17 protein-coding genes are annotated in these 19,464 nt (G+C 66.1%); 10 read left to right on the top strand and 7 right to left on the bottom strand.

Features of this window, described 5'->3' with window-relative positions; genetic code table 11:
* Positions 1–61: 61 nt before the first annotated feature.
* Together gabD and HWX03_RS33990 are read right to left on the bottom strand one after the other, a co-directional pair.
* Positions 62–1,531, bottom strand: a complete 1,470-nt coding sequence (gabD, locus tag HWX03_RS33995; RefSeq protein WP_175823519.1) for an NADP-dependent succinate-semialdehyde dehydrogenase — start codon at positions 1,529–1,531, stop codon at positions 62–64.
* Between the two features lie 90 nt (positions 1,532–1,621).
* Positions 1,622–2,905, bottom strand: a complete 1,284-nt coding sequence (locus tag HWX03_RS33990; protein WP_174433097.1) for a 4-aminobutyrate--2-oxoglutarate transaminase — start codon at positions 2,903–2,905, stop codon at positions 1,622–1,624.
* Positions 2,906–3,030: 125 nt separating this feature from the next.
* On the opposite strand from HWX03_RS33990, the gene HWX03_RS33985 reads away from it, so the two are divergent.
* The 4 genes from HWX03_RS33985 to HWX03_RS33970 all read left to right on the top strand — a co-directional run bounded on the left by HWX03_RS33985 (position 3,031) and on the right by HWX03_RS33970 (position 7,726).
* Positions 3,031–4,539 carry a PLP-dependent aminotransferase family protein gene (locus HWX03_RS33985; protein ID WP_175874299.1) on the top strand — a complete coding sequence of 503 codons (1,509 nt, stop codon included), beginning with the start codon at positions 3,031–3,033 and terminating at the stop codon, positions 4,537–4,539.
* A gap of 144 nt (positions 4,540–4,683) precedes the next feature.
* The gene (gene selD, locus HWX03_RS33980) at positions 4,684–5,748 is read left to right on the top strand and encodes a selenide, water dikinase SelD (protein WP_175874298.1); all 1,065 of its coding nucleotides are present in this window, start codon (positions 4,684–4,686) and stop codon (positions 5,746–5,748) included.
* Positions 5,749–5,820: 72 nt separating this feature from the next.
* The gene (locus tag HWX03_RS33975) at positions 5,821–6,414 is read left to right on the top strand and encodes a LysE family transporter (RefSeq protein ID WP_175874297.1); all 594 of its coding nucleotides are present in this window, start codon (positions 5,821–5,823) and stop codon (positions 6,412–6,414) included.
* A 232-nt stretch (positions 6,415–6,646) separates the two neighbouring features.
* Positions 6,647–7,726, top strand: coding sequence for a purine nucleoside permease (locus HWX03_RS33970; RefSeq protein ID WP_175874296.1), 1,080 nt, complete (start codon positions 6,647–6,649; stop codon positions 7,724–7,726).
* Between the two features lie 114 nt (positions 7,727–7,840).
* On the opposite strand, the gene HWX03_RS33965 is transcribed toward HWX03_RS33970, so the two are convergent.
* Positions 7,841–8,602, bottom strand: coding sequence for a hypothetical protein (locus HWX03_RS33965; protein WP_175874295.1), 762 nt, complete (start codon positions 8,600–8,602; stop codon positions 7,841–7,843).
* A 13-nt stretch (positions 8,603–8,615) separates the two neighbouring features.
* Complete coding sequence (locus HWX03_RS33960; RefSeq protein WP_244107370.1) at positions 8,616–9,227, bottom strand: M35 family metallo-endopeptidase; 612 nt, start codon at positions 9,225–9,227, stop codon at positions 8,616–8,618.
* 362 nt (positions 9,228–9,589) lie between these two features.
* Between HWX03_RS33960 and HWX03_RS33955 the strand changes: the two genes are divergently transcribed.
* The gene (locus HWX03_RS33955; RefSeq protein ID WP_175823511.1) at positions 9,590–9,712 is read left to right on the top strand and encodes a hypothetical protein; all 123 of its coding nucleotides are present in this window, start codon (positions 9,590–9,592) and stop codon (positions 9,710–9,712) included.
* Between the two features lie 209 nt (positions 9,713–9,921).
* Here the strand turns inward: HWX03_RS33955 and HWX03_RS33950 are convergent, their stop codons facing one another.
* Together HWX03_RS33950 and HWX03_RS33945 are read right to left on the bottom strand one after the other, a co-directional pair.
* Complete coding sequence (locus tag HWX03_RS33950; protein WP_027781548.1) at positions 9,922–10,215, bottom strand: DUF4148 domain-containing protein; 294 nt, start codon at positions 10,213–10,215, stop codon at positions 9,922–9,924.
* A 384-nt stretch (positions 10,216–10,599) separates the two neighbouring features.
* Positions 10,600–11,286 (bottom strand): response regulator transcription factor, encoded by a 687-nt coding sequence (locus tag HWX03_RS33945; RefSeq protein ID WP_175874294.1) that lies wholly within the window; start codon positions 11,284–11,286, stop codon positions 10,600–10,602.
* A gap of 330 nt (positions 11,287–11,616) precedes the next feature.
* Between HWX03_RS33945 and HWX03_RS33940 the strand changes: the two genes are divergently transcribed.
* Positions 11,617–11,934, top strand: coding sequence for an H-NS histone family protein (locus HWX03_RS33940; protein ID WP_174433106.1), 318 nt, complete (start codon positions 11,617–11,619; stop codon positions 11,932–11,934).
* Between the two features lie 274 nt (positions 11,935–12,208).
* Positions 12,209–12,916 carry a hypothetical protein gene (locus HWX03_RS33935; RefSeq protein ID WP_175874293.1) on the top strand — a complete coding sequence of 236 codons (708 nt, stop codon included), beginning with the start codon at positions 12,209–12,211 and terminating at the stop codon, positions 12,914–12,916.
* Positions 12,917–12,937: 21 nt separating this feature from the next.
* On the opposite strand, the gene ceoR is transcribed toward HWX03_RS33935, so the two are convergent.
* Entirely contained in the window at positions 12,938–13,942 is a 1,005-nt protein-coding gene (ceoR, locus tag HWX03_RS33930) for a putative multidrug efflux transcriptional regulator CeoR (protein WP_175823508.1), read from the bottom strand.
* A gap of 174 nt (positions 13,943–14,116) precedes the next feature.
* On the opposite strand from ceoR, the gene HWX03_RS33925 reads away from it, so the two are divergent.
* Genes HWX03_RS33925 through ceoB form a run of 3 tightly spaced genes read left to right on the top strand, consistent with a single transcriptional unit; the run spans position 14,117 to position 19,458 of the window.
* Entirely contained in the window at positions 14,117–14,977 is an 861-nt protein-coding gene (locus tag HWX03_RS33925; protein ID WP_175874292.1) for an alpha/beta hydrolase, read from the top strand.
* A gap of 32 nt (positions 14,978–15,009) precedes the next feature.
* Positions 15,010–16,227, top strand: a complete 1,218-nt coding sequence (gene ceoA, locus HWX03_RS33920) for a multidrug efflux RND transporter periplasmic adaptor subunit CeoA (RefSeq protein WP_175874291.1) — start codon at positions 15,010–15,012, stop codon at positions 16,225–16,227.
* 45 nt (positions 16,228–16,272) lie between these two features.
* Positions 16,273–19,458 carry a multidrug efflux RND transporter permease subunit CeoB gene (gene ceoB, locus HWX03_RS33915; RefSeq protein ID WP_175874290.1) on the top strand — a complete coding sequence of 1,062 codons (3,186 nt, stop codon included), beginning with the start codon at positions 16,273–16,275 and terminating at the stop codon, positions 19,456–19,458.
* Positions 19,459–19,464 lie beyond the last annotated feature (6 nt).

The raw sequence follows: 19,464 nt of genomic DNA, 5'->3' as shown, positions 1-19,464 counted from the left end.
GGGCCGCCCGGTTCCGGCCGGGCGGCCAGGGCCCGCCGCCGAAGCGGCAGGCCCCGAACCGTCAGACGGCGAGGCAGAGGTACTTGATCACGACGTAGTCGTCGATGCCGTAGTGCGAGCCTTCGCGGCCGAGGCCCGACTGCTTGACGCCGCCGAACGGCGCGACTTCGTTCGAGATCAGGCCCGTGTTCACGCCGACCATTCCGTATTCGAGCGCTTCGGCCACCTTCCATACGCGGCCGATGTCGCGGCTGTAGAAGTACGCGGCGAGGCCGAACTCGGTATCGTTCGCGAGGCGGATCACCTCGTCGTCGCTGCCGAACTTGAACAGCGGCGCGAGCGGCCCGAACGTCTCTTCCTTCGCGACCTTCATCGCCGGCGTGACGCCCGTCAGCACGGTCGGCTCGAAGAAGCCGTGGCCGAGCGCGTGGCGCTTGCCGCCCGTCACGACGGTCGCGCCCTTCGCGAGCGCGTCCTCGATGTGCGCCTCGACCTTCAGCACGGCCGCTTCGTTGATCAGCGGGCCCTGCGTGACGCCTGGCTCCGTGCCGCGGCCGACCTTCAGCTCGCCGACCGCCGCCGCGAGCTTCTGCGCGAACTGGTCGTACACGGCTTCATGCACGTAGAAGCGGTTCGTGCACACGCACGTCTGGCCGCTGTTGCGGTACTTCGACGCGATCGCGCCCTGCACGGCCGCATCGAGATCGGCGTCGTCGAACACGATGAACGGCGCGTTGCCGCCGAGCTCCAGCGACACCTTCTTCACCGTCGCCGCGCATTGCGCCATCAGCAGGCGGCCGACCGGCGTCGAGCCCGTGAACGACAGCTTGCGCACGATCGGGTTCGACGTCAGTTCGCCACCGATTGCCTTCGGGTCGCCCGTGACGACGCTGAACACGCCGGCCGGCACGCCCGCGCGCTCGGCCAGCACGGCCATCGCGAGCGCGGAGAACGGCGTCGCTTCCGCCGGCTTCACGACGATCGGGCAGCCTGCCGCGAGCGCAGGGCCGACCTTGCGGGTGATCATCGCCGCCGGGAAATTCCACGGCGTGATCGCCGCGCACACGCCGATCGCTTCCTTCGTCACGACGATGCGCTTGTCGCTCGCCGGCGTCGGGATCGTGTCGCCGTACACGCGCTTGCCTTCTTCCGCGAACCACTCGAGGAACGACGCCGCGTAGCCGATCTCGCCCTTCGCTTCGGCCAGCGACTTGCCCTGCTCGGTGGTGAGGATCAGCGCGAGGTCGTCGGCGTTCTCCATCATCAGGTCGTGCCACTTGCGCAGGATGACCGCGCGTTCCTTCGCGGTCTTCTTGCGCCACGCCGGCCATGCGGCGTTCGCGGCGTCGATCGCGTGGCGCGTTTCCGCCGCGCCCATCGCCGGCACGGTGCCGAGCAGGCCGCCCGTCGCCGGGTTGCGGACGTCGAACGTCTCGCCGTTCGTGGCGCCTTGCCATTCGCCGTTGACGTACGCCTGCTGGCGGAACAGCGACGGATCTTTCAGTGCCAGGGTTTCCTGAACCGTGCTCATATGAATCACCTGCTTTGAAAAGGACGGATGAAAACGGCCGCCGCCGTCTTCACGACGGCGGCGGCGCATTCAGTTGAAGCGGACGGGCACTCAGGCCGGCACGCCGACCGTTTCCTTCAGCACTTCCTCGAGGATCACCAGCGCTTCGTCGAACACGGCTTGCGTGATCGTCAGCGGGAACAGGAAGCGCACGACGTTCGAGTACACGCCGCACACGAGCAGCAGCAGGCCGCGCTCGAGCGCACGCGTCTGCACGCGCTTCGTGAATTCGGCATCCGGCTCGCCCGAACCCGGCTTCAGGAACTCGACCGCGATCATCGCGCCCGGGCCGCGCACGTCGGCAATCTGCGGCACGTCGGCCTGCAGCGAGGTCAGCTTCGCCTTCAGCACGTCGCCGAGCTGCGTCGCGCGCTCGCACAGCTTCTCTTCGTCGATGATCTCGAGCACTGCGTGTGCCGAGGCGACTGCCAGCGGGTTGCCCGCATACGTGCCGCCGAGCCCGCCGGGCGCGGCCGCGTCCATCACATCCGCACGGCCGACGACGCCCGACAGCGGCATGCCGCCCGCGAGGCTCTTCGCCATCGTGATCAGGTCGGCCAGCACGTCGTAGTGCTGCATCGCGAACAGCTTGCCGGTGCGCGCGAAGCCGGTCTGCACTTCGTCGGCGATCAGCAGGATGCCGTGTTCGTTACAGATCTTGCGCAGCGCGCGCACGAATTCGGCCGGCGCCGGGTAGAAACCGCCTTCGCCCTGGACCGGTTCGAAGATGATCGCGGCGACGCGCTTCGGATCGATGTCGGCCTTGAACAGCATCTCGATCGCCTTGATCGAGTCGGCGGTCGTCACGCCGTGCAGCGCGTTCGGGTACGGCGCGTGGAACACGTCGCCCGGGAACGGGCCGAAGTTCAGCTTGTACGGGGCGACCTTGCCGGTCAGCGCCATGCCCATCATCGTGCGGCCGTGGAAGCCGCCCGAGAATGCGATCACGCCCGGACGGCCGGTCGCGGCGCGCGCGATCTTGATCGCGTTCTCGACGGCTTCGGCGCCGGTCGTGAAGAACGCGGTCTTCTTCGGGAAGTCGCCCGGCGCGCGTGCGTTGATCTTTTCCGCCAGCTCGACGTACGACGCGTACGGGACGATCTGGTAAGCGGTGTGCGTGAAGCTGTTCAGCTGATCCGCGATCGCCTTGACGATCTTCGGGTGGCGGTGGCCCGTGTTCAGCACCGCGATGCCGGCGGCGAAATCGATGAAGCGGCGGCCTTCGACATCCCACAGCTCCGCGTTCTCGGCGCGGGCTGCGTAGAAATCGCACATCACGCCGACGCCGCGCGGGGTGGCGGCGTTCTTGCGGGCCTGCAGGTCGGCATTCTTCACGGTCATCTCCTTGACGTTCTTTCCGGTGAGTAGAAATCGGGCGCGTTGGCAGCCCATGGAGGCGACTATAATCACATTTGGCTCTGGCAATCAGAGCCATTTCAATAAATATTCAGGAGCCAATCATGCGCGCGAGCGTGTTGTCGGACTGGCTGGCGCAGCGCCTCGTGCGCGGCGGCGAACAGCCGATCTACCGGCAGCTTCACCGGCTGCTGCAACAGGCGATCCTGTCGCGCGAACTGCCGGCCGGCACGCGCGTGCCGTCGTCGCGGCTGCTGGCCGCCGAGCTCAGGATCGCCCGCAACACGGTCACGCAGGTTTACGAACAGCTTGCGCTTGAAGGCTATGTGAACTCGGCGACGGGCCGCGGCACGTTCGTCGCCGACAGCGCGCCGGACGAGATCGTCGGCGTGCCGCCCGACGCGGCGGCCAGGCCGGCCGTCGCGACGCCGTCCGTGCGGCGGCTGTCCGCGCGCGGCACGCGGCTCGTCGAAGGCGCCGGCGTGTCGAAGCGTCAGGGCGGCGCGTTCATGCCGGGCGTGCCCGATGTGTCGCGATTTCCGGCGCGCGTGTGGACGCGGCTGCACAACAAGTACTGGCGGCGCCTGCGCCCCGACCTGCTGACCTACGCGCCCGGCGGCGGGCTCGCACTGCTGCGCGAGGCGCTGGCCGACTATCTGCGCACGTCGCGTTCGGTGCGCTGCACGCCCGAGCAGATCGTGATCACGACGGGGATCCACCAGTCGATCGACCTCGCGGTGCGGTTGCTGACCGATCCGGGCGACGCGATCTGGACCGAGGACCCGTGCTACTGGGGTGTGCGCAGCGTGCTGAACGTGTCGGGGCTGACCACGCGGCCGATTCCGGTCGACGACGAAGGCATCGCGCCGTCGGCCGCCGATCTCGCCGCGCCGCCGAAGCTGATGCTCGTCACGCCGTCGCACCAGTATCCGCTCGGGATGGTGATGAGCCTCGCGCGCCGCCGGATGCTGCTCGAATACGCACGCCAGCACGGCTGCTGGATCATCGAGGACGACTACGACAGCGAATTCCGCTACGGCAGCCGGCCGCTCGCGTCGCTGCAGGGGCTCGACACGGCCGGGCAGGTGATCTACGTCGGGAGTTTCGGCAAGACGCTGTTCCCGGGGCTGCGGGTCGGCTATCTGGTCGCGCCGGAGCCGCTCGCGGAAAGCTTCGCGACCGCGAGCGCCGAGCTGTATCGCGAAGGGCAGTTGCTGCAGCAGGCCGTGCTCGCCGAATTCATCGCGGAAGGGCACTTCGTGTCGCATATCCGCAAGATGCGCACGCTGTACGGGCAACGCCGCGAGGTGCTGCTCGAGGCGGTCGCGCGCCGCTACGGCGATACGCTGAGCGCGCTCGGCAGCGACGCGGGGCTGCATCTCGTCACGCAATTGCCGGAGGGCGTCGACGATCGCGCGGTCGCGCAGGCCGCGCTCGAACGCAACATCGTCGTGCGGCCGCTGTCCGGGTATTACGCGGACCGCTCGCGGGCTGCGTCGGGCTTGCTGCTCGGCTATGCGTGCGTGCCGGAAGACGAGATCGCGACCGCGTTCGCGACGCTCGCCGAGGCGATCGACGAGCGGGCGTTCGGCGGGGCTGTTGCGCTGGCTTGACGTGTGAGCACAGCAATATCGACTCGTTGCGATTCCGTCAAAGACTGGTCGAGGCTCAATTCTCTCCGCGACGTGGAGAGCGTATCGGGCGCGCTCGCGCGGAATTGTCGATAATAGAACGTTGTTATTCACCGGATGCCGACGATGACCGAAGCCACCCAAGCCCAGCCTGCCGTTCCGCGCCTCACGAGCCTGTCGCACGGGGGCGGCTGCGGCTGCAAGATCGCGCCGGGCGTGCTGTCCGAGCTGCTCAAGCGCGCGACGCCGCCCGCGCTGTTCCCGGACCTGCTGGTCGGCACCGAAACCTCCGACGACGCGGCCGTCTACCGGCTCAACGACGAGCAGGCGATCGTCGCGACCACCGATTTCTTCATGCCGATCGTCGACGATCCGTTCGACTTCGGCCGCATCGCGGCGACCAACGCGCTGTCCGACGTTTATGCGATGGGCGGCAAGCCGATCCTCGCGCTTGCGCTGGTCGGCATGCCGATCAACGTGCTGCCGCACGAGACGATCGCGGCCGTGCTGCGCGGCGGCGAATCGGTGTGCGCGGATGCCGGCATTCCGGTCGCGGGCGGCCATTCGATCGATTCGGTCGAGCCGATCTACGGGCTCGCGGCGATCGGCGTCGTGCATCCGTCGCGCGTGAAGCGCAACGCGGCCGCGCGGGCGGGCGACGTGCTCGTGCTCGGCAAGCCGCTCGGCGTCGGCGTGCTGTCGGCCGCGCTGAAGAAGAACCAGCTCGATGCCGACGGTTACGCGCAAATGGTCGCGACGACCACCAAGCTGAACCGGCCGGGCGCCGAGCTTGCCGCGCTGCCGGGCGTGCATGCGCTGACCGACGTCACGGGCTTCGGGCTGCTCGGCCATACGCTCGAACTGGCGCGCGGCGCGCAGCTCACCGCGCGCGTGCACTATGCGTCGCTGCCGTGGCTCGCGGGCGTCGAGACGTTCGTTGCCGACGGCGTGTTCACCGGTGCGTCGGGCCGCAACTGGGCCGCGTACGGCACCGATGTACGGCTCGCCGACGGGCTGCCGCCCGTTGCGCAGGCGCTGCTGACCGATCCGCAGACGTCGGGCGGGCTGCTGGTCGCGTGTGCGCCCGAGACCGTCGATGAAGTGCTCGCCTGCTTCCGCGCCGACGGTTTCGACCGCGCGGCCGTGATCGGCGAGATGGTGGACGGGCCCGCACGCGTCGACGTCGCCTGACGCGATTTTTCTCACGCTGGCGTGCCGTCGGTCGATAGAATCGATGCCTTCCGTTGAAGGCATCGACGACCGATGAACGACTTCCTGTTCGGGCTGATGATCGCGCTGTCGGTCGGGCCCGTCGCGCTGATGATGGCGAACTACGGCATGCGTGCCGGCACCATGACCGGCGTGCGCGCGGCGATCGGCGTGGCCGCTGCCGACGGCTGCTATGCGATCGTGGCCTTCACGATCGGCGCGATGCTCACGAGCACGCTCGCGTCGCATCTGTCGCTGTTCCGCATGGTCGGTGCGTTCGTGCTGCTTGCAATGGGCGCGCGGATGCTGTGGCAGGCGCTGCGTGACCGGCGCCGCACGCTCGACGGCGACGTCCCGACGCCGCCGGGCGATCGCCCGTTCATGTCGATGTTCGTCGTCACGCTCGCGAACCCGCTGACCATCCTGCTGTTCTACGGCTATGCGACCGCTGCCGCCGGTGCGCACCGGCACTGGCTGCTCGGCGCCGCGTGCGTGTTTGCGGGCAGCCTCGCGGGGCAGCTCGTGTTCGCGTTCGGCGGCAGCGCGATCGGGCGCTTCGTGAAATCGCCCGGGTGGCTCGCCGCGAGCCATGTGGTCGCCGCACTCGTCGTGCTCGGTTACGGCGTCGCGGGGCTGATGCGCGTGTAGCGCGGCGAGAAGCGGCTGCCCTCGCACGCGTGGCGGCGAATCCAATAGCATTCCTGATGTTTTCAAGGCGGCGACGAACGCTCGATTTTCCGTCACGCAACACGCGTCCGTTCGCACGAAACATCGCCAGCCGTTTCGTAGTCGGGTTCCGCATCGCGCACGCCCGTTCTATACTCGTCGCGCAGTCTCCGTGAGCCGTTCTCACCCAACATCACCGAAACAAGGAACGCCGATGCTGACTCGCTCCATTCTTTCCGCCGCCGCATTCTCGCTTGCCGCCTGTGCGACCGCGCCGTCGATCGCGCAGGACAACCAGGGCAACGATGCAGGCAACGCAGCATTCGCCGAGACCGGCTCGCATGGCCGCCCGGTCAAGGTCATGATCATCACGATGTTCGGGCCGGAGGGCCAGGCGTGGCTCGACCGGCTCGGCCCGTGGCGCGACATCAGCGTGCCCGGCCTGTCGCCCGACTACCCGGCCGTCCACTGCAACAAGCAGGACGTGTGCGTGGTCACGACCGGCATGGGCTATGCGAACGCGTCGGCGACGATCATGGCGCTCACGTTCTCGCAACGCTTCGATCTGCGCCGCACGTATTTCCTGGTCTCGGGCATCGCGGGCGTCGACCCCGCGCAAGGCACGGTCGGCTCTGCCGCGTGGTCGAAATACCTCGTCGATTTCAGCCTGCAGTGGGAGCTCGATGCGCGCGAGATTCCGGCCGGCTGGAACACCGGCTATCTCGGCATCAATACGAAGAGCCCGAACGACAAGCCGCCGCTCGACTATCGCACCGAAGTGTTCCAGCTCAACCCGCAGCTGACCGACGCCGCCTACGCGCTGTCGCGCAACGTCGTGCTGGCAGACAGCGCACAGGCGCAGGCCGCACGTGCGAAGTTCACGTATGCGCCGGCAAACCGGCCGCCGACGGTGATCCAGTGCGATACGTCGTCGGGCAATACGTGGTTCTCGGGCACGCTGATCGGCGAGCGCGCACGCCAATGGACCAAGATCCTGACGGACGGCAAGGGCACCTACTGCATGACCGCGCAGGAAGACAACGCGACGTATGAAGCGCTCAAGCGCGCGGCGAGCGTGAAGCGGGTCGACCTGTCGCGCGTTGCCGTGCTGCGCACGGGGTCCGATTTCGATCGGCCGTACGCGGGGCAGACGAGCACCGACAACCTGCTGAACTACGCGGACCAGGGCGGTTTCGCACCGGCGACCGAAAACCTGTACCGCGCGGGCAATCCGCTGGTGCAGGACATCGTCACGCATTGGGGCGAATGGCGCGACGGCGTGCCGCGCCGTTGATCTGACGGCAAGACGCGCGGGCGTAATCCGAGCCCGCGCGTGGAGTCGGGCTCCGGGCGACTCATGGTCGCCCGGAGTGATCGGACCCGCGGGCGGATGATCGGGCGCCATGCTTTACGGCTGAGGCAGTGGTGCGAGCTTGAGTTCGATTCGTGTGTATTCAGGTCCCAACAACTGGATGATCCTGGTCTGACCTTGCTCGTCCGTCATGCCGACATACTGCATTGCGCTGGTGCTGATCCGATAGCAGACGTGCGCCAACGGCTTCTTGTGCTCATTTCGCAGAAACAAGGTTTGATTTCGTGTGCGTTCAGTCCAGCGTTCAGTTGTCACGAAGCGTGCGAGTGTCGGTTCCCGGCTGTCGCCGCACGTAAATCGAGCGGAGTCGAGCCGAGGCCCCGGCGTGTCCGGTGTCAGCGCATAGCTGACCACGCCCGATGTGCTCGGGGAGTTGCAGAGGCTCTGACACCCGGCAGGCGGGCATTTTGGAACGAACTGAACCCACAGCTGTTTTGCGTCGTCACGATCGAGCTTGCCGTTCGTGCGCGAGATGACCCGCTCGCTGACGTAGACGTCGTCGGGCGCCATGCCGAGTTGCACAAGAAAGGACTTCATCTGCGTGCCGCGTTGGCGAGCCAGTTGCATGGGCCGGTTTTCCCGGTCGTAGGCCGCCGCGTCGACCGATGCCATCGTGCCTTCGAGCGTCCACTCCTTGGCGGTCAGGTAGTGTCTGACGACGGAGAGCCTTTCAGCGTTGCTGATTTCGATTGAGTTCAGCGGCAATTGCATGCTGTCGGTCAGCATGATCTTGCACGCATCGGCCTGTATCGGAAGGGTGAGGAGGGCGATCAGTATCGCGGAGAAAGCACGTCGCATGAATTTCTCCGATCTACCGCGCCAGAATGAACCAGGCGATGTTGTCCGCATTGTTGATGGCTTTATCCGGGTAACGTCTTGCGAACTGAACACAAGCCGAGCGCCCGTACGCCCCCGAATGATCGTCTGCGTTGAATGTATCCGCGAAGTGCGCGCATTCGTGCACGATCGTCAGTTGCTGCGACGAGAGATTACCGGCCGATCGCTCGGGCAGTGAGCAAAAAGGGAGATTGATGGCGATGGTATGGGTAGACGTGTCCGGGCGACAGACGTGCGCGACTTCTGCGCCACGATGACTTATGTTCGGCAGACATCCCGTGGCGCGATCGGCCTCGGAATCGATGCGGACGAAGTTTCGCGGGCCAAGCGCCCCCATCACGCTGACGAGGGCGCCCAGTCCCCGGATCAGCTTGCGCGTCGTATCGATACTCGCTGAACCGAACCATTCGATGACCCGTGCTTCCGTGGCGGGACTCCATCGCATCAAATCCCGGCGGCGCTGCTCGGTGATCGCAACTGCTTCGTCTCGCAATTCGAGCATCCGCTTCCTGAACGTCGAATCCGTCATGTTTGGACATATTGGCGGTCCGTCGAGCGATACGCTGAATTCTTGTGATGCTGTCATCGGTGCGCTCCATATGGGCATCGTTGGGAGTCCCGATGCTAGACATATGAAGCCGATCAGCCATGCGTCAAATTGCAGGTGACGAGGCGAGTAAGTGTGGGGAAACGTGAATGGATAGCGCGCAAGCCCCCGGTTTCTTTCGGAGAAGAGGGATCGTTCGCGGGCTCGACCGGCATGAGCGGGACGGTCGGGGCGGGCCTGGACATGCGATTTGCGTTCGCCGGACCCCGAAGGATGGCGGCGAACGCGATCTGACAGACGAATCTGTCCGTGTCAATTGATGTATCCAGCGTGCGGCCGACTCGGCTGGGCGGATTTTCCTCGGATAACGTCACGAATCGTGTCACTTCGACGTGCACTCAATGACGATATCCATTGCCTGTCGCTCCCCGGCGACCGAAAACCTGTACCGCGCGGGCAATCCGCTGGTGCAGGACATCGTCACGCACTGGGGCGAATGGCGCGACGGGGTGCCGCGCCGTTGACGGCCGGACGATGATTCAGCCGGCGGTCAATGCGATTGCGGGGCCGAACGGAACGGCGTCCACACCGGCGTGGTGTCGTCCCAATGATCGAGCGGCGAAGGAAGTTGATCGTTCATCATGTGCTCCTGCAACTAACTGACTCAGCGAGTCGTCGACAAGGTGATTCGAGACGCCGCGCACGGGGCAATCCGCTGCGCGGCGTTGCGCGTTTACCGGCCCCCGCCGGCAAGCTGGTTACCTTCCGGCATCGGGCGATACGGGCCTTGGGCGAGTTCGAGCCCTTGCGGATACGAAGTCGCCTTGCGCAGGTACGCGAGCGTGCCGTCCTTGCGTGCCTGCTCGACTTCCGCGCTCACTTCGGCGCGCGTACGCGGGCCGTTGTGTTGCGAGTACCACGACGTGTTGCCGTAGTCGCCGGCGTGCGGGGTGCCCGAATCGGCGAAGGCCGGTGCGGACACGGCAAGTGTGAGAGCAAGGGCCGAGAGAAGATGGCGGCGGTTCATGGCGTCACTCCTAGAGATGTCGGAGCTGGCGCCTGAGCGCTGACTCCGGTCCCGCGAGGCGGGATCTGTTCGATGCGCAACGAGGTGCGCGACAGGGTTTACTCTAGGTGTCCGTTCCGGCGCGATAAATGCGGCTGCCGCGAATTGAATTGTCGCCGTACAGGAACAATTGGAATCCGCACGCGCAGTGAGGGCATCCGCACAGCCTTGCCCGGCGGCGCCGACAGCGGGATACAGCGGGTCGGACGGCGCGCGTCGCGACGATCGGTGCGCGTGCAGCAACAGTCCATTGCGTGCGGTGTCAGGATGCCGCAGCGCGTGCCGTTCATCGCGCGTCGTGCCGACGGGAACGGCCGGCTGCGCCGCACGGGGGCGGACGGCGTGTCAGATCGCTTCGAGCCGGTAGCCCAGTGTGTACACCGCGCTGAGCCGCACGCCGTTCGACGGCTGCAGCGCGAGCTTCATGCGCAACCGGTAGATATGCGTGTCGAGGCTGCGCGACACGCCGGCCATGTCGCGGCCCCACAGCGAGCGAATCAGCGCATCGCGCGGCATGATGCGGCCGGGATTGCGGAACAGCAGCACCGCGAGGTCGAATTCCCGCGGGGTCAGCTTGATCGGCGCGTCATGCAGCAGCACGGTTCGCGTCCGCGTGTCGATCAGGTAGCCGCCGAGCCTGAGCGCGTCGTGCCGGCCGCTACCGCTGCGATACGCACGCCTGAGCAGCGCGTTGGCACGCGCCAGCAGCTCGAATTGATTGATCGGCTTGACCATGTAGTCGTCCGCGCCCGCGTTGATCGCGGAGAAGACTGCGTCGTCGCGCGCGCGTTGGGTCAGGAACAGGATCGGCAGATGGCCGCCGATCCGTTCGCGGGTCCATTGAAGCACTTCGAAGCCGGACATACCGGGCACCAGCCAGTCGAGAATCAGCAGATCGACCACCGAACTTTCCAGATGACGAATCGCCTGGTGTCCGTTGCCGACCGCATGCACGCGATAGCCGGACGTTTCCAGTATCGAGGTGATCAGTTCGACATAGGCGGGATCGTCCTCGAGATAGAGAACGTTCATGTTACGTACTCCTTCGATATCGATCGTGGCGATCACGACATATCGAGCATCCAGGCGGGAGCGGGCGGATCCACGCAGGCACACGGCAATCGGCGGCACGCAATGTGTCGCGATGTTCGCATCGATGCGTCGCAAAAATTGTCAACGATTTTGAACGCAATGAATCCGTGAAATTAGACGTATTAATCAATTTTGCAGAGTTTATGACGAGTGTGAGGGCTGAGTTTTGTTGACAAAGGTTGTCAATCTGCGCGAGGGGCGCGATTACGCTTGGCCATGGTGTCGGATGGTCGGCGCAACGACAGAAACAAGCGGTTCGGGGAGCACGTCATGTTGATTTACAAGTCCTTTGTCGAAAAAAAAGCGTTGCTCGAGGCGCAGCTGGAGCGGGAGCGTCTCGCCATCGCGGCGACGGTGTTGATCGAAGTGCGGCGCTGCGTCGAAGAGTTCGGCTTCACGGCGCGCGACATCTTCCCCGCCGATGGCGGACTGTCGACGAGAAAGCGCCGCGTCAAGTACTTCAATCCGCAGACCGGGCAGACGTGGTCCGGCGTCGGTCGTGAACCGGCGTGGATGCGGGGTCAGGATCGAAGCCGATTCGCCATCGACGCCGTGCCCGCCGATTCGGATCAATCTGAGGAATCCTGATTATGTGGTTGCATCGAATCACGATGGGAGTAGGGGGGGCGAGCCGCGCAGGCGCTTGCTGCTTCCGGGCATCTTGCCTGCACGGCCCAGCGCCGGCCGCACGATGCATTCAACGAACGGCTGGCGGTGCGATGGCCATGCGGAGGACGCCCTCGCAACCGGAACCGGTTCCAATACGACTATATTACATCTTCATTATGACAATTCTGGTAACCGACCGCGGCCCCGGCCGCCATGGGGCGGGCGACGTGGCCGACGCCGAGGGGAAGCGGGCATGAACGACGAAATGGCGGCTCGGGACAACGACGCGGCGGCGCCCGAGCCCGTGTACGTCGGCATCGGCGTGACGCGCGAGACGCTCGAGGTGTGCATTTCCTCGCTGAGCGTGATTCTCGGCTACCGCAACGAGACGTTCGGCATCGAATCTCTCGCGGATGCGATCGCCGAATGGGCGCCGGCGCTTGTCATGGTGGAGTCGGCCGGCGGGGCCGAATGCGAGGTGGCGTGCGTGCTGCAGGCGCTGCGATTGCCGCTGGCCATCGCCAAGCCGCATCAGGCCCGGGACTGGCTTCCGGACCGCGCCGGCGGCCCGCTAGAGGGGAAGGGCGCACGCGCGCGCCTGCTGGCGGCGCTGGCCGGGGCGCTCGATCGGCATCCGCGTGGCGGGCGGCTCGTCGAGCCGTTGCCCGATCCGCAGCTGGAATATGTGCAGGCGCTGGTGCAGCGCCGCCGCCAGCTGGCGCGCATGCAGATCGCCGAATATCAACTCCTGACCTGGTGCCACGCGAGCGTGCGCAACGGCATCGTCCGGACGATCGCGTTCCTGAAACACCAGATCGGGGTGATCGATCACCATTGTGCGCGGCACGTGAATCTGCAGCGCGACGAGTTTGCGCGGATCCTGGCGCGCGAGGCGCAGCCCGGCCGCGTCGTGCAGCGCGGCCAGGTCGGCGAGTTCATTCGCGGGTGGCGGCCGAAGTAATGGGGGCGGGTCGCGCTCCGCTCAGGCGACCCACTCGTTGATGACCGGCGTATCGAGCACCGGCGCGCGTTCGGCTTCCTCGAACGTGCGCTTGCTGCACGTCGCGTCGAGGCTGCCCTTGCCGCTCAGCAGCGGGCAGCGGTCGAATACTTCGGCAATCCAGTCGACGAACACGCGCACCTTCGGCGACAGGTGGCGGCTGTGCGGATACACGACCGAGATCGGCATCGGCAGCGGCTTGACGCCCGGCAGCACTTCCTTGAGCCGGCCTTCGCGCAGGTGCGGCAGCACCATGAACAGCGGCGGCTGGATCAGGCCGAAGCCCTCGACCCCGCACGTCACGTACGCATCCGCGTCGTTCACCGACACGATGCCCTCCATCTTCATCTCGACTTCCTTGCCTTCGATCAGGAAGGTCCAGTCGATCGTGCGGCCGGTGCGGCTCGAGAAGTAGTTGACGGCCTTGTGCTGGCTCAGGTCGTCGATCGTCTGCGGCTCGCCGTGGCGCTCGAGATAGTCGGGCGACGCGACCGTCACGCATTCGAACAGGCCGACGCGGCGTGCGACGAGCGACGAATCCTGCAGCGCACCGACGCGGATCACGCAGTCGACGCCCTCCTGCAGCAGGTCGACCGGCCGATCGGACAGGCCGAGTTGCAGGTCGATGTCCGGATAACGCGTATGAAACTCGCACAGCGACGGGATCACGAGCAACCGCCCGATCGAGCCCGGCATGTCGATACGCAACTTTCCGTGCGGCTTCCGGTTGTTGGCCTGGAAGCTTGCTTCGGTTTCCTCGACGTCCGCGAGGATCCGCACGCATCGTTCGTAGTAGGCGGCGCCGTCCGGCGTGAGCGAGAGCCGGCGCGTGGTCCGGTGCATCAGCCGCACGCCGAGGAATGCTTCGAGATTCTGGATGATCGTCGTGACGGACGCCCGCGGCAAGCTGAGCGTTTCTGCTGCCTTGGTGAAGCTGCTTGTATCGACGACGCGAGTAAACACCTGCATGGCCTGAAGCCGGTCCATCACTACCTCCGCAATCTAATTTGCCGCCGGAACAAAGAGGCTGCGCTACCTCGTGGGTAAACGCAGCCTCGGATTGTTCGGGGGCGTTGAATTGTGTTGCCGGATTATAGGCATTTATCCCAATGTCTGCCGGACCCAGAATTCGTTCCATCTCGAAATGGATGCTGCATCGTCATGGACGCTTCTGAATTCAGCAAATTCCTGAAAGCCGCGTTGCCCGCGCAAGCCATAGCAGGCGCGGCGTTGACGGTCGCCGAAGTGGAAATTCCCGGCTACGCACAGGACATCGTGCTGCGCCTCTACCGCCGCCCGGACAAGACCGGGCTGCCAGTAGTGCTTTATTTCCACGGCGGCGGCTTCGTCCGCGGTTCGCTCGAAGACGCGGATTTCGCCGCGCGTTTTTTAGCAGAACGCTTACCAGCTCTCGTAGTGTCGGTCGATTATTCGCTCGCGCCGGCCTTTCCTTTTCCGGCCGCGCCGGAGGATGCGTATCGCGCCGCCGTATGGGCCGCGACGCGTGCCCGCGCGTTCGGCGGCAACCCGAAGAAGATCGGGGTCGCGGGGCACGACGCGGGCGGCCAGCTCGCGAACTGCCTGGCCTTCATCGCACGGGACCGCGGTGAAGTGTCGATCGTCGCGCAGGCGCTGTTCGGGCCGATGCTCGACCCAAGCATGACGCGCATCGGCGACGCCGAGCGCCTCGCGTCCGACATCACCGCGCGCGAATGCGCGGCCTGTTATCGCGCGTACCTGCCGCAGGCGGCGCAGCGCATGCACCCGTACGCGGCGCCGATCGAATCGGTGCGCCTCGCGGGGCTGCCGCCGACGCTGGTCGTCACCGCGCAGAACGACGTGCTGCACGTCGAAGCGGAGAAATATGCGGGCTGCCTGATTTCGTCGGGCGTGCTCACGCAGGTGATCCGCTATCCGGACATCACGCACGCCGCGCTCGCCACGCACGAAGCCGCGTTCGAGGAAGCCGTGCGCTTCTTCCAGTGCCGCTTCCAGGCGCGCCAGCCGAACCGTACCGAATAACCAAGACCAATCCACGCTTACTGGAGATCCACATGGCCATCCTACGCACCTCCCGTTCCCGAATCGCGACCGCGGTGATCGTCACGCTCGCCGTCGTCGGCCTCGGCACGTTCGGCGCGATGCGCGTGAACGCGAACGCGCCCGAAAAAGCGGCGGCGCCGCTGCCCGAAGTCGACGTCGCGACCGTCGTGCCGCAGACCGTGACCGACTGGCAAAGCTATTCGGGCCGCCTCGAAGCGGTCGAGAAAGTCGACGTGCGCCCGCAGGTGGCGGGCACGATCGTCGCGGTGAACTTCAAGGACGGCGCGCTCGTGAAGAAGGGCGACGTGCTGTTCGTGATCGACCCGCGCCCGTACCAGGCGGAAGTCGACCGCGCCGCCGCGCAGCTCGCGGGCGCGCAGGCGCGCAACGGCTATGCGCAGAGCGACTGGCAGCGCGCGCAGCGGCTGATCGGCGACAACGCGATCGCGAAGCGCGACTACGACGAGAAGCAGAACGCGGCACGCGAAGCGAACGCGAACCTGAAGGCCGCCGAAGCCGCGCTGGAAACGGCGCGCATCAACCTCGGCTATACGCGCATCACCGCGCCGGTATCGGGCCGCGTGTCGCGCGCGGAAATCACGCTCGGCAACGTCGTGTCGGCCGGCGCGTCGGCCGCGCCGCTGACGACGCTGGTGTCGGTGTCGCCGATCTACGCATCGTTCGACGCGGACGAGCAGACCTACCTGCAATACATCAACGGCGCGCGCAGCGGCCGCAAGGTGCCGGTCGAGCTCGGCCTCGCGAACGAAGCCGGCTACTCGCGCAGCGGCGAGATCGATTCGGTCGACAACCGGCTCGACACGTCGTCCGGCACGATCCGCGTGCGCGCGCGCTTCGACAATGCGGACGGCACGCTCGTCCCGGGCCTCTATGCACGCGTGAAGGTGGGCGGCAGCGCGCCGCACGAGGCGCTGCTCGTCGACGACGCGGCGATCAACACCGACCAGGACAAGAAGTTCGTGTTCGTCGTCGACCAGCAGGGCCGCGTGTCGTATCGCGAAGTGCAGCCGGGGATGCAGCACGGCAACCGGCGCGTGATCGTGAGCGGCCTCGCCGCCGGCGATCGCGTGGTCGTGAACGGCACGCAGCGCGTGCGCCCCGGCGCGCAGGTGAAGCCGCACATGGTCCCGATGACGGGCGGCGACGAGCCGTCCGCGCCGCTCGCGAGCACCGCGAAGCCGGCCGCACCGGCGAAGGCGGATTCGTAAGCGGCGCGCCGCTTCGCATCCGCGTTCAACCAGACAGAGCAACCCATGAACATTTCCAAATTCTTTATCGACCGGCCGATCTTTGCAGGAGTCCTATCGGTGATCATCCTGCTTGGCGGGGTGATCGCGATGTTCCTGCTGCCGATTTCGGAATATCCGGAAGTCGTGCCGCCTTCCGTGATCGTGAAGGCGCAGTACCCGGGCGCGAACCCGAAAGTGATCGCCGAGACGGTCGCGTCGCCGCTTGAAGAGCAGATCAACGGCGTCGAGGACATGCTCTACATGCAGTCGCAGGCGAACAGCGACGGCAACATGACGATCACCGTCACGTTCAAGCTCGGCACCGATCCGGACAAGGCCACGCAGCTCGTGCAGAACCGCGTGAACCAGGCGCTGCCGCGTTTGCCGGAAGACGTGCAGCGGCTCGGCATCACGACGGTGAAGAGCTCGCCGACGCTGACGATGGTGGTCCACCTGATCTCGCCGGACAACCGCTACGACATGACCTACCTGCGCAACTACGCGCTGATCAACGTGAAGGATCGCCTGTCGCGGATCCAGGGCGTCGGCCAGGTGCAGCTGTGGGGTTCGGGCGACTACGCGATGCGCGTGTGGCTCGATCCGCAGAAGGTCGCGCAGCGCGGGCTGTCCGCCGAGGACGTCGTGCAGGCGATCCGCGAGCAGAACGTGCAGGTCGCGGCCGGCGTGATCGGCGCATCGCCGTCGCTGCCCGGCACGCCGCTGCAGTTGTCGGTGAACGCGCGCGGCCGTCTGCAGACGGAAGACGAATTCGGCGACATCGTCGTGAAGACGACGCCGGACGGCGGCGTCACGCACCTGCGCGACATCGCGCGGGTCCAGCTCGACGCATCCGAATACGGGCTGCGCTCGCTGCTCGACAACAAGCCGGCCGTCGCGATGGCGATCAACCAGTCGCCGGGTGCGAACTCGCTGCAGATCTCGGACGAAGTGCGCAAGACGATGGCCGAGCTGAAGCAGGACATGCCGGCGGGCGTCGACTTCAAGATCGTCTATGACCCGACGCAGTTCGTGCGTTCGTCGATCAAGGCCGTCGTGCACACGCTGCTCGAAGCGATCGCGCTGGTCGTGATCGTCGTGATCGTGTTCCTGCAGACCTGGCGTGCGTCGCTGATTCCGCTGATCGCGGTGCCGGTGTCGATCATCGGCACGTTCTCGCTGCTGCTGGCGTTCGGGTATTCGATCAATGCGTTGTCATTGTTCGGGATGGTGCTCGCGATCGGGATCGTGGTCGACGATGCGATCGTCGTCGTCGAGAACGTCGAGCGCAACATCGAAAGCGGGATGAATGCGCGGCAGGCGACCTACAAGGCGATGCAGGAAGTGAGCGGGCCGATCATCGCGATCGCGCTGACGCTCGTCGCCGTGTTCGTGCCGCTCGCGTTCATGTCGGGCCTGACCGGTCAGTTCTACAAGCAGTTCGCGATGACCATCGCGATCTCGACGGTGATCTCGGCGTTCAACTCGCTGACGCTGTCGCCGGCGCTGTCCGCGATCCTGCTGAAGGGGCATGGCGACAAGGAGGACTGGCTCACGCGCGTGATGAACCGCGTGCTCGGCGGCTTCTTCCGCGGCTTCAACAAGGTGTTCCATCGCGGCGCGGAGAACTACGGCCGCGGCGTGCGCGGCGTGCTGTCGCGCAAGACGCTGATGCTCGGCGTGTACCTCGTGCTGGTGGGCGCGACCGTGCTCGTGTCGAAGGTCGTGCCGGGCGGCTTCGTGCCCGCGCAGGACAAGGAATACCTGATCGCGTTCGCGCAGCTGCCGAACGGTGCGTCGCTCGACCGCACCGAGAAGGTGATCCGCGACATGGGTTCGATCGCGCTGAAGCAGCCGGGCGTCGAGAGCGCGGTCGCGTTCCCGGGGCTGTCGGTGAACGGCTTCACCAACAGCTCGAGCGCGGGCATCGTGTTCGTCACGCTGAAGCCGTTCTCGGAGCGGCACGGCAAGGCGCTGTCGGCGGGTGCGATCGCGGGTGCGCTAAACCAGCAATACAGCGCGATGAAGGATTCGTTCGTCGCGGTGTTCCCGCCGCCGCCGGTGCTCGGCCTCGGTACGCTCGGCGGGTTCAAGATGCAAATCGAGGATCGCGGCGCGGTCGGTTACGCGAAGCTGTCGGATGCGACCAACGACTTCATCAAGCGCGCGCAGCAGGCGCCTGAACTTGGCCCGCTGTTCACGAGCTACCAGATCAACGTGCCGCAGCTCAACGTCGATCTCGATCGCGTGAAGGCGAAGCAGCTCGGCGTGCCGGTGACCGACGTGTTCAACACGATGCAGGTGTATCTCGGTTCGCTGTACGTGAACGACTTCAACCGCTTCGGGCGCGTGTACCAGGTGCGCGTGCAGGCCGATGCGCCGTTCCGTCAGCGCGCGGACGACATCCTGCAACTGAAGACGCGCAACGACAAGGGCGAGATGGTGCCGCTGTCGTCGCTCGTCACGGTGACGCCGACGTTCGGCCCGGAAATGGTCGTGCGCTACAACGGCTACACGGCGGCCGACATCAACGGCGGGCCGGCGCCCGGCTTCTCGTCGGGGCAGGCGCAAGCCGCGGTCGAGCGCATCGCGCACGAAACGCTGCCGCGCGGCGTGCGCTTCGAGTGGACCGACCTCACGTACCAGCAGATCCTCGCGGGCGATTCGGCGATGTATGTGTTCCCGATCAGCGTGCTGCTCGTGTTCCTCGTGCTCGCTGCGCTGTATGAAAGCCTGACGCTGCCGCTCGCGGTGATCCTGATCGTGCCGATGAGCATTCTGTCGGCGCTGACGGGCGTGTGGCTCACGCAGGGCGACAACAACATCTTCACGCAGATCGGCCTGATGGTGCTGGTGGGGCTGTCGGCGAAGAACGCGATCCTGATCGTCGAATTCGCGCGCGAGCTCGAGCACGACGGCAGGACGCCGCTCGAGGCCGCGATCGAGGCGAGCCGGCTGCGGCTGCGCCCGATCCTGATGACGTCGATCGCCTTCATCATGGGTGTGGTGCCGCTCGTCACGTCGACGGGCGCCGGTTCGGAAATGCGCCATGCGATGGGTGTCGCGGTGTTCTTCGGGATGCTCGGCGTGACGCTGTTCGGGCTGATGTTGACGCCGGTGTTCTACGTCGTGCTGCGCACGCTCGCGGGCGGCAAGATCCACGTCGCCGGCAAGGATTCGACGGGGTACGGTGTGCCGGCGCCCGATGCTTGAGGACCA

Source organism: Burkholderia sp. BCC0397 (assembly GCF_902832865.1).
Taxonomy (GTDB): domain Bacteria; phylum Pseudomonadota; class Gammaproteobacteria; order Burkholderiales; family Burkholderiaceae; genus Burkholderia.
Note: the sequence above shows the minus strand (reverse complement) of the source record. Positions and strands in the feature narration are given on the sequence as shown.

Coding starts and splice junctions, on each gene's coding strand:
- gabD (WP_175823519.1), bottom strand. CDS start 1,531: ATGAGCACGGTTCAGGAAACCCTGGCACTGAAAGATCCGTCGCTGTTC.
- HWX03_RS33985 (WP_175874299.1), top strand. CDS start 3,031: ATGCGCGCGAGCGTGTTGTCGGACTGGCTGGCGCAGCGCCTCGTGCGC.
- selD (WP_175874298.1), top strand. CDS start 4,684: ATGACCGAAGCCACCCAAGCCCAGCCTGCCGTTCCGCGCCTCACGAGC.
- HWX03_RS33975 (WP_175874297.1), top strand. CDS start 5,821: ATGAACGACTTCCTGTTCGGGCTGATGATCGCGCTGTCGGTCGGGCCC.
- HWX03_RS33970 (WP_175874296.1), top strand. CDS start 6,647: ATGCTGACTCGCTCCATTCTTTCCGCCGCCGCATTCTCGCTTGCCGCC.
- HWX03_RS33965 (WP_175874295.1), bottom strand. CDS start 8,602: ATGCGACGTGCTTTCTCCGCGATACTGATCGCCCTCCTCACCCTTCCG.
- HWX03_RS33960 (WP_244107370.1), bottom strand. CDS start 9,227: ATGACAGCATCACAAGAATTCAGCGTATCGCTCGACGGACCGCCAATA.
- HWX03_RS33955 (WP_175823511.1), top strand. CDS start 9,590: ATGACGATATCCATTGCCTGTCGCTCCCCGGCGACCGAAAACCTGTAC.
- HWX03_RS33950 (WP_027781548.1), bottom strand. CDS start 10,215: ATGAACCGCCGCCATCTTCTCTCGGCCCTTGCTCTCACACTTGCCGTG.
- HWX03_RS33945 (WP_175874294.1), bottom strand. CDS start 11,286: ATGAACGTTCTCTATCTCGAGGACGATCCCGCCTATGTCGAACTGATC.
- HWX03_RS33940 (WP_174433106.1), top strand. CDS start 11,617: ATGTTGATTTACAAGTCCTTTGTCGAAAAAAAAGCGTTGCTCGAGGCG.
- HWX03_RS33935 (WP_175874293.1), top strand. CDS start 12,209: ATGAACGACGAAATGGCGGCTCGGGACAACGACGCGGCGGCGCCCGAG.
- ceoR (WP_175823508.1), bottom strand. CDS start 13,942: ATGGACCGGCTTCAGGCCATGCAGGTGTTTACTCGCGTCGTCGATACA.
- HWX03_RS33925 (WP_175874292.1), top strand. CDS start 14,117: ATGGACGCTTCTGAATTCAGCAAATTCCTGAAAGCCGCGTTGCCCGCG.
- ceoA (WP_175874291.1), top strand. CDS start 15,010: ATGGCCATCCTACGCACCTCCCGTTCCCGAATCGCGACCGCGGTGATC.
- ceoB (WP_175874290.1), top strand. CDS start 16,273: ATGAACATTTCCAAATTCTTTATCGACCGGCCGATCTTTGCAGGAGTC.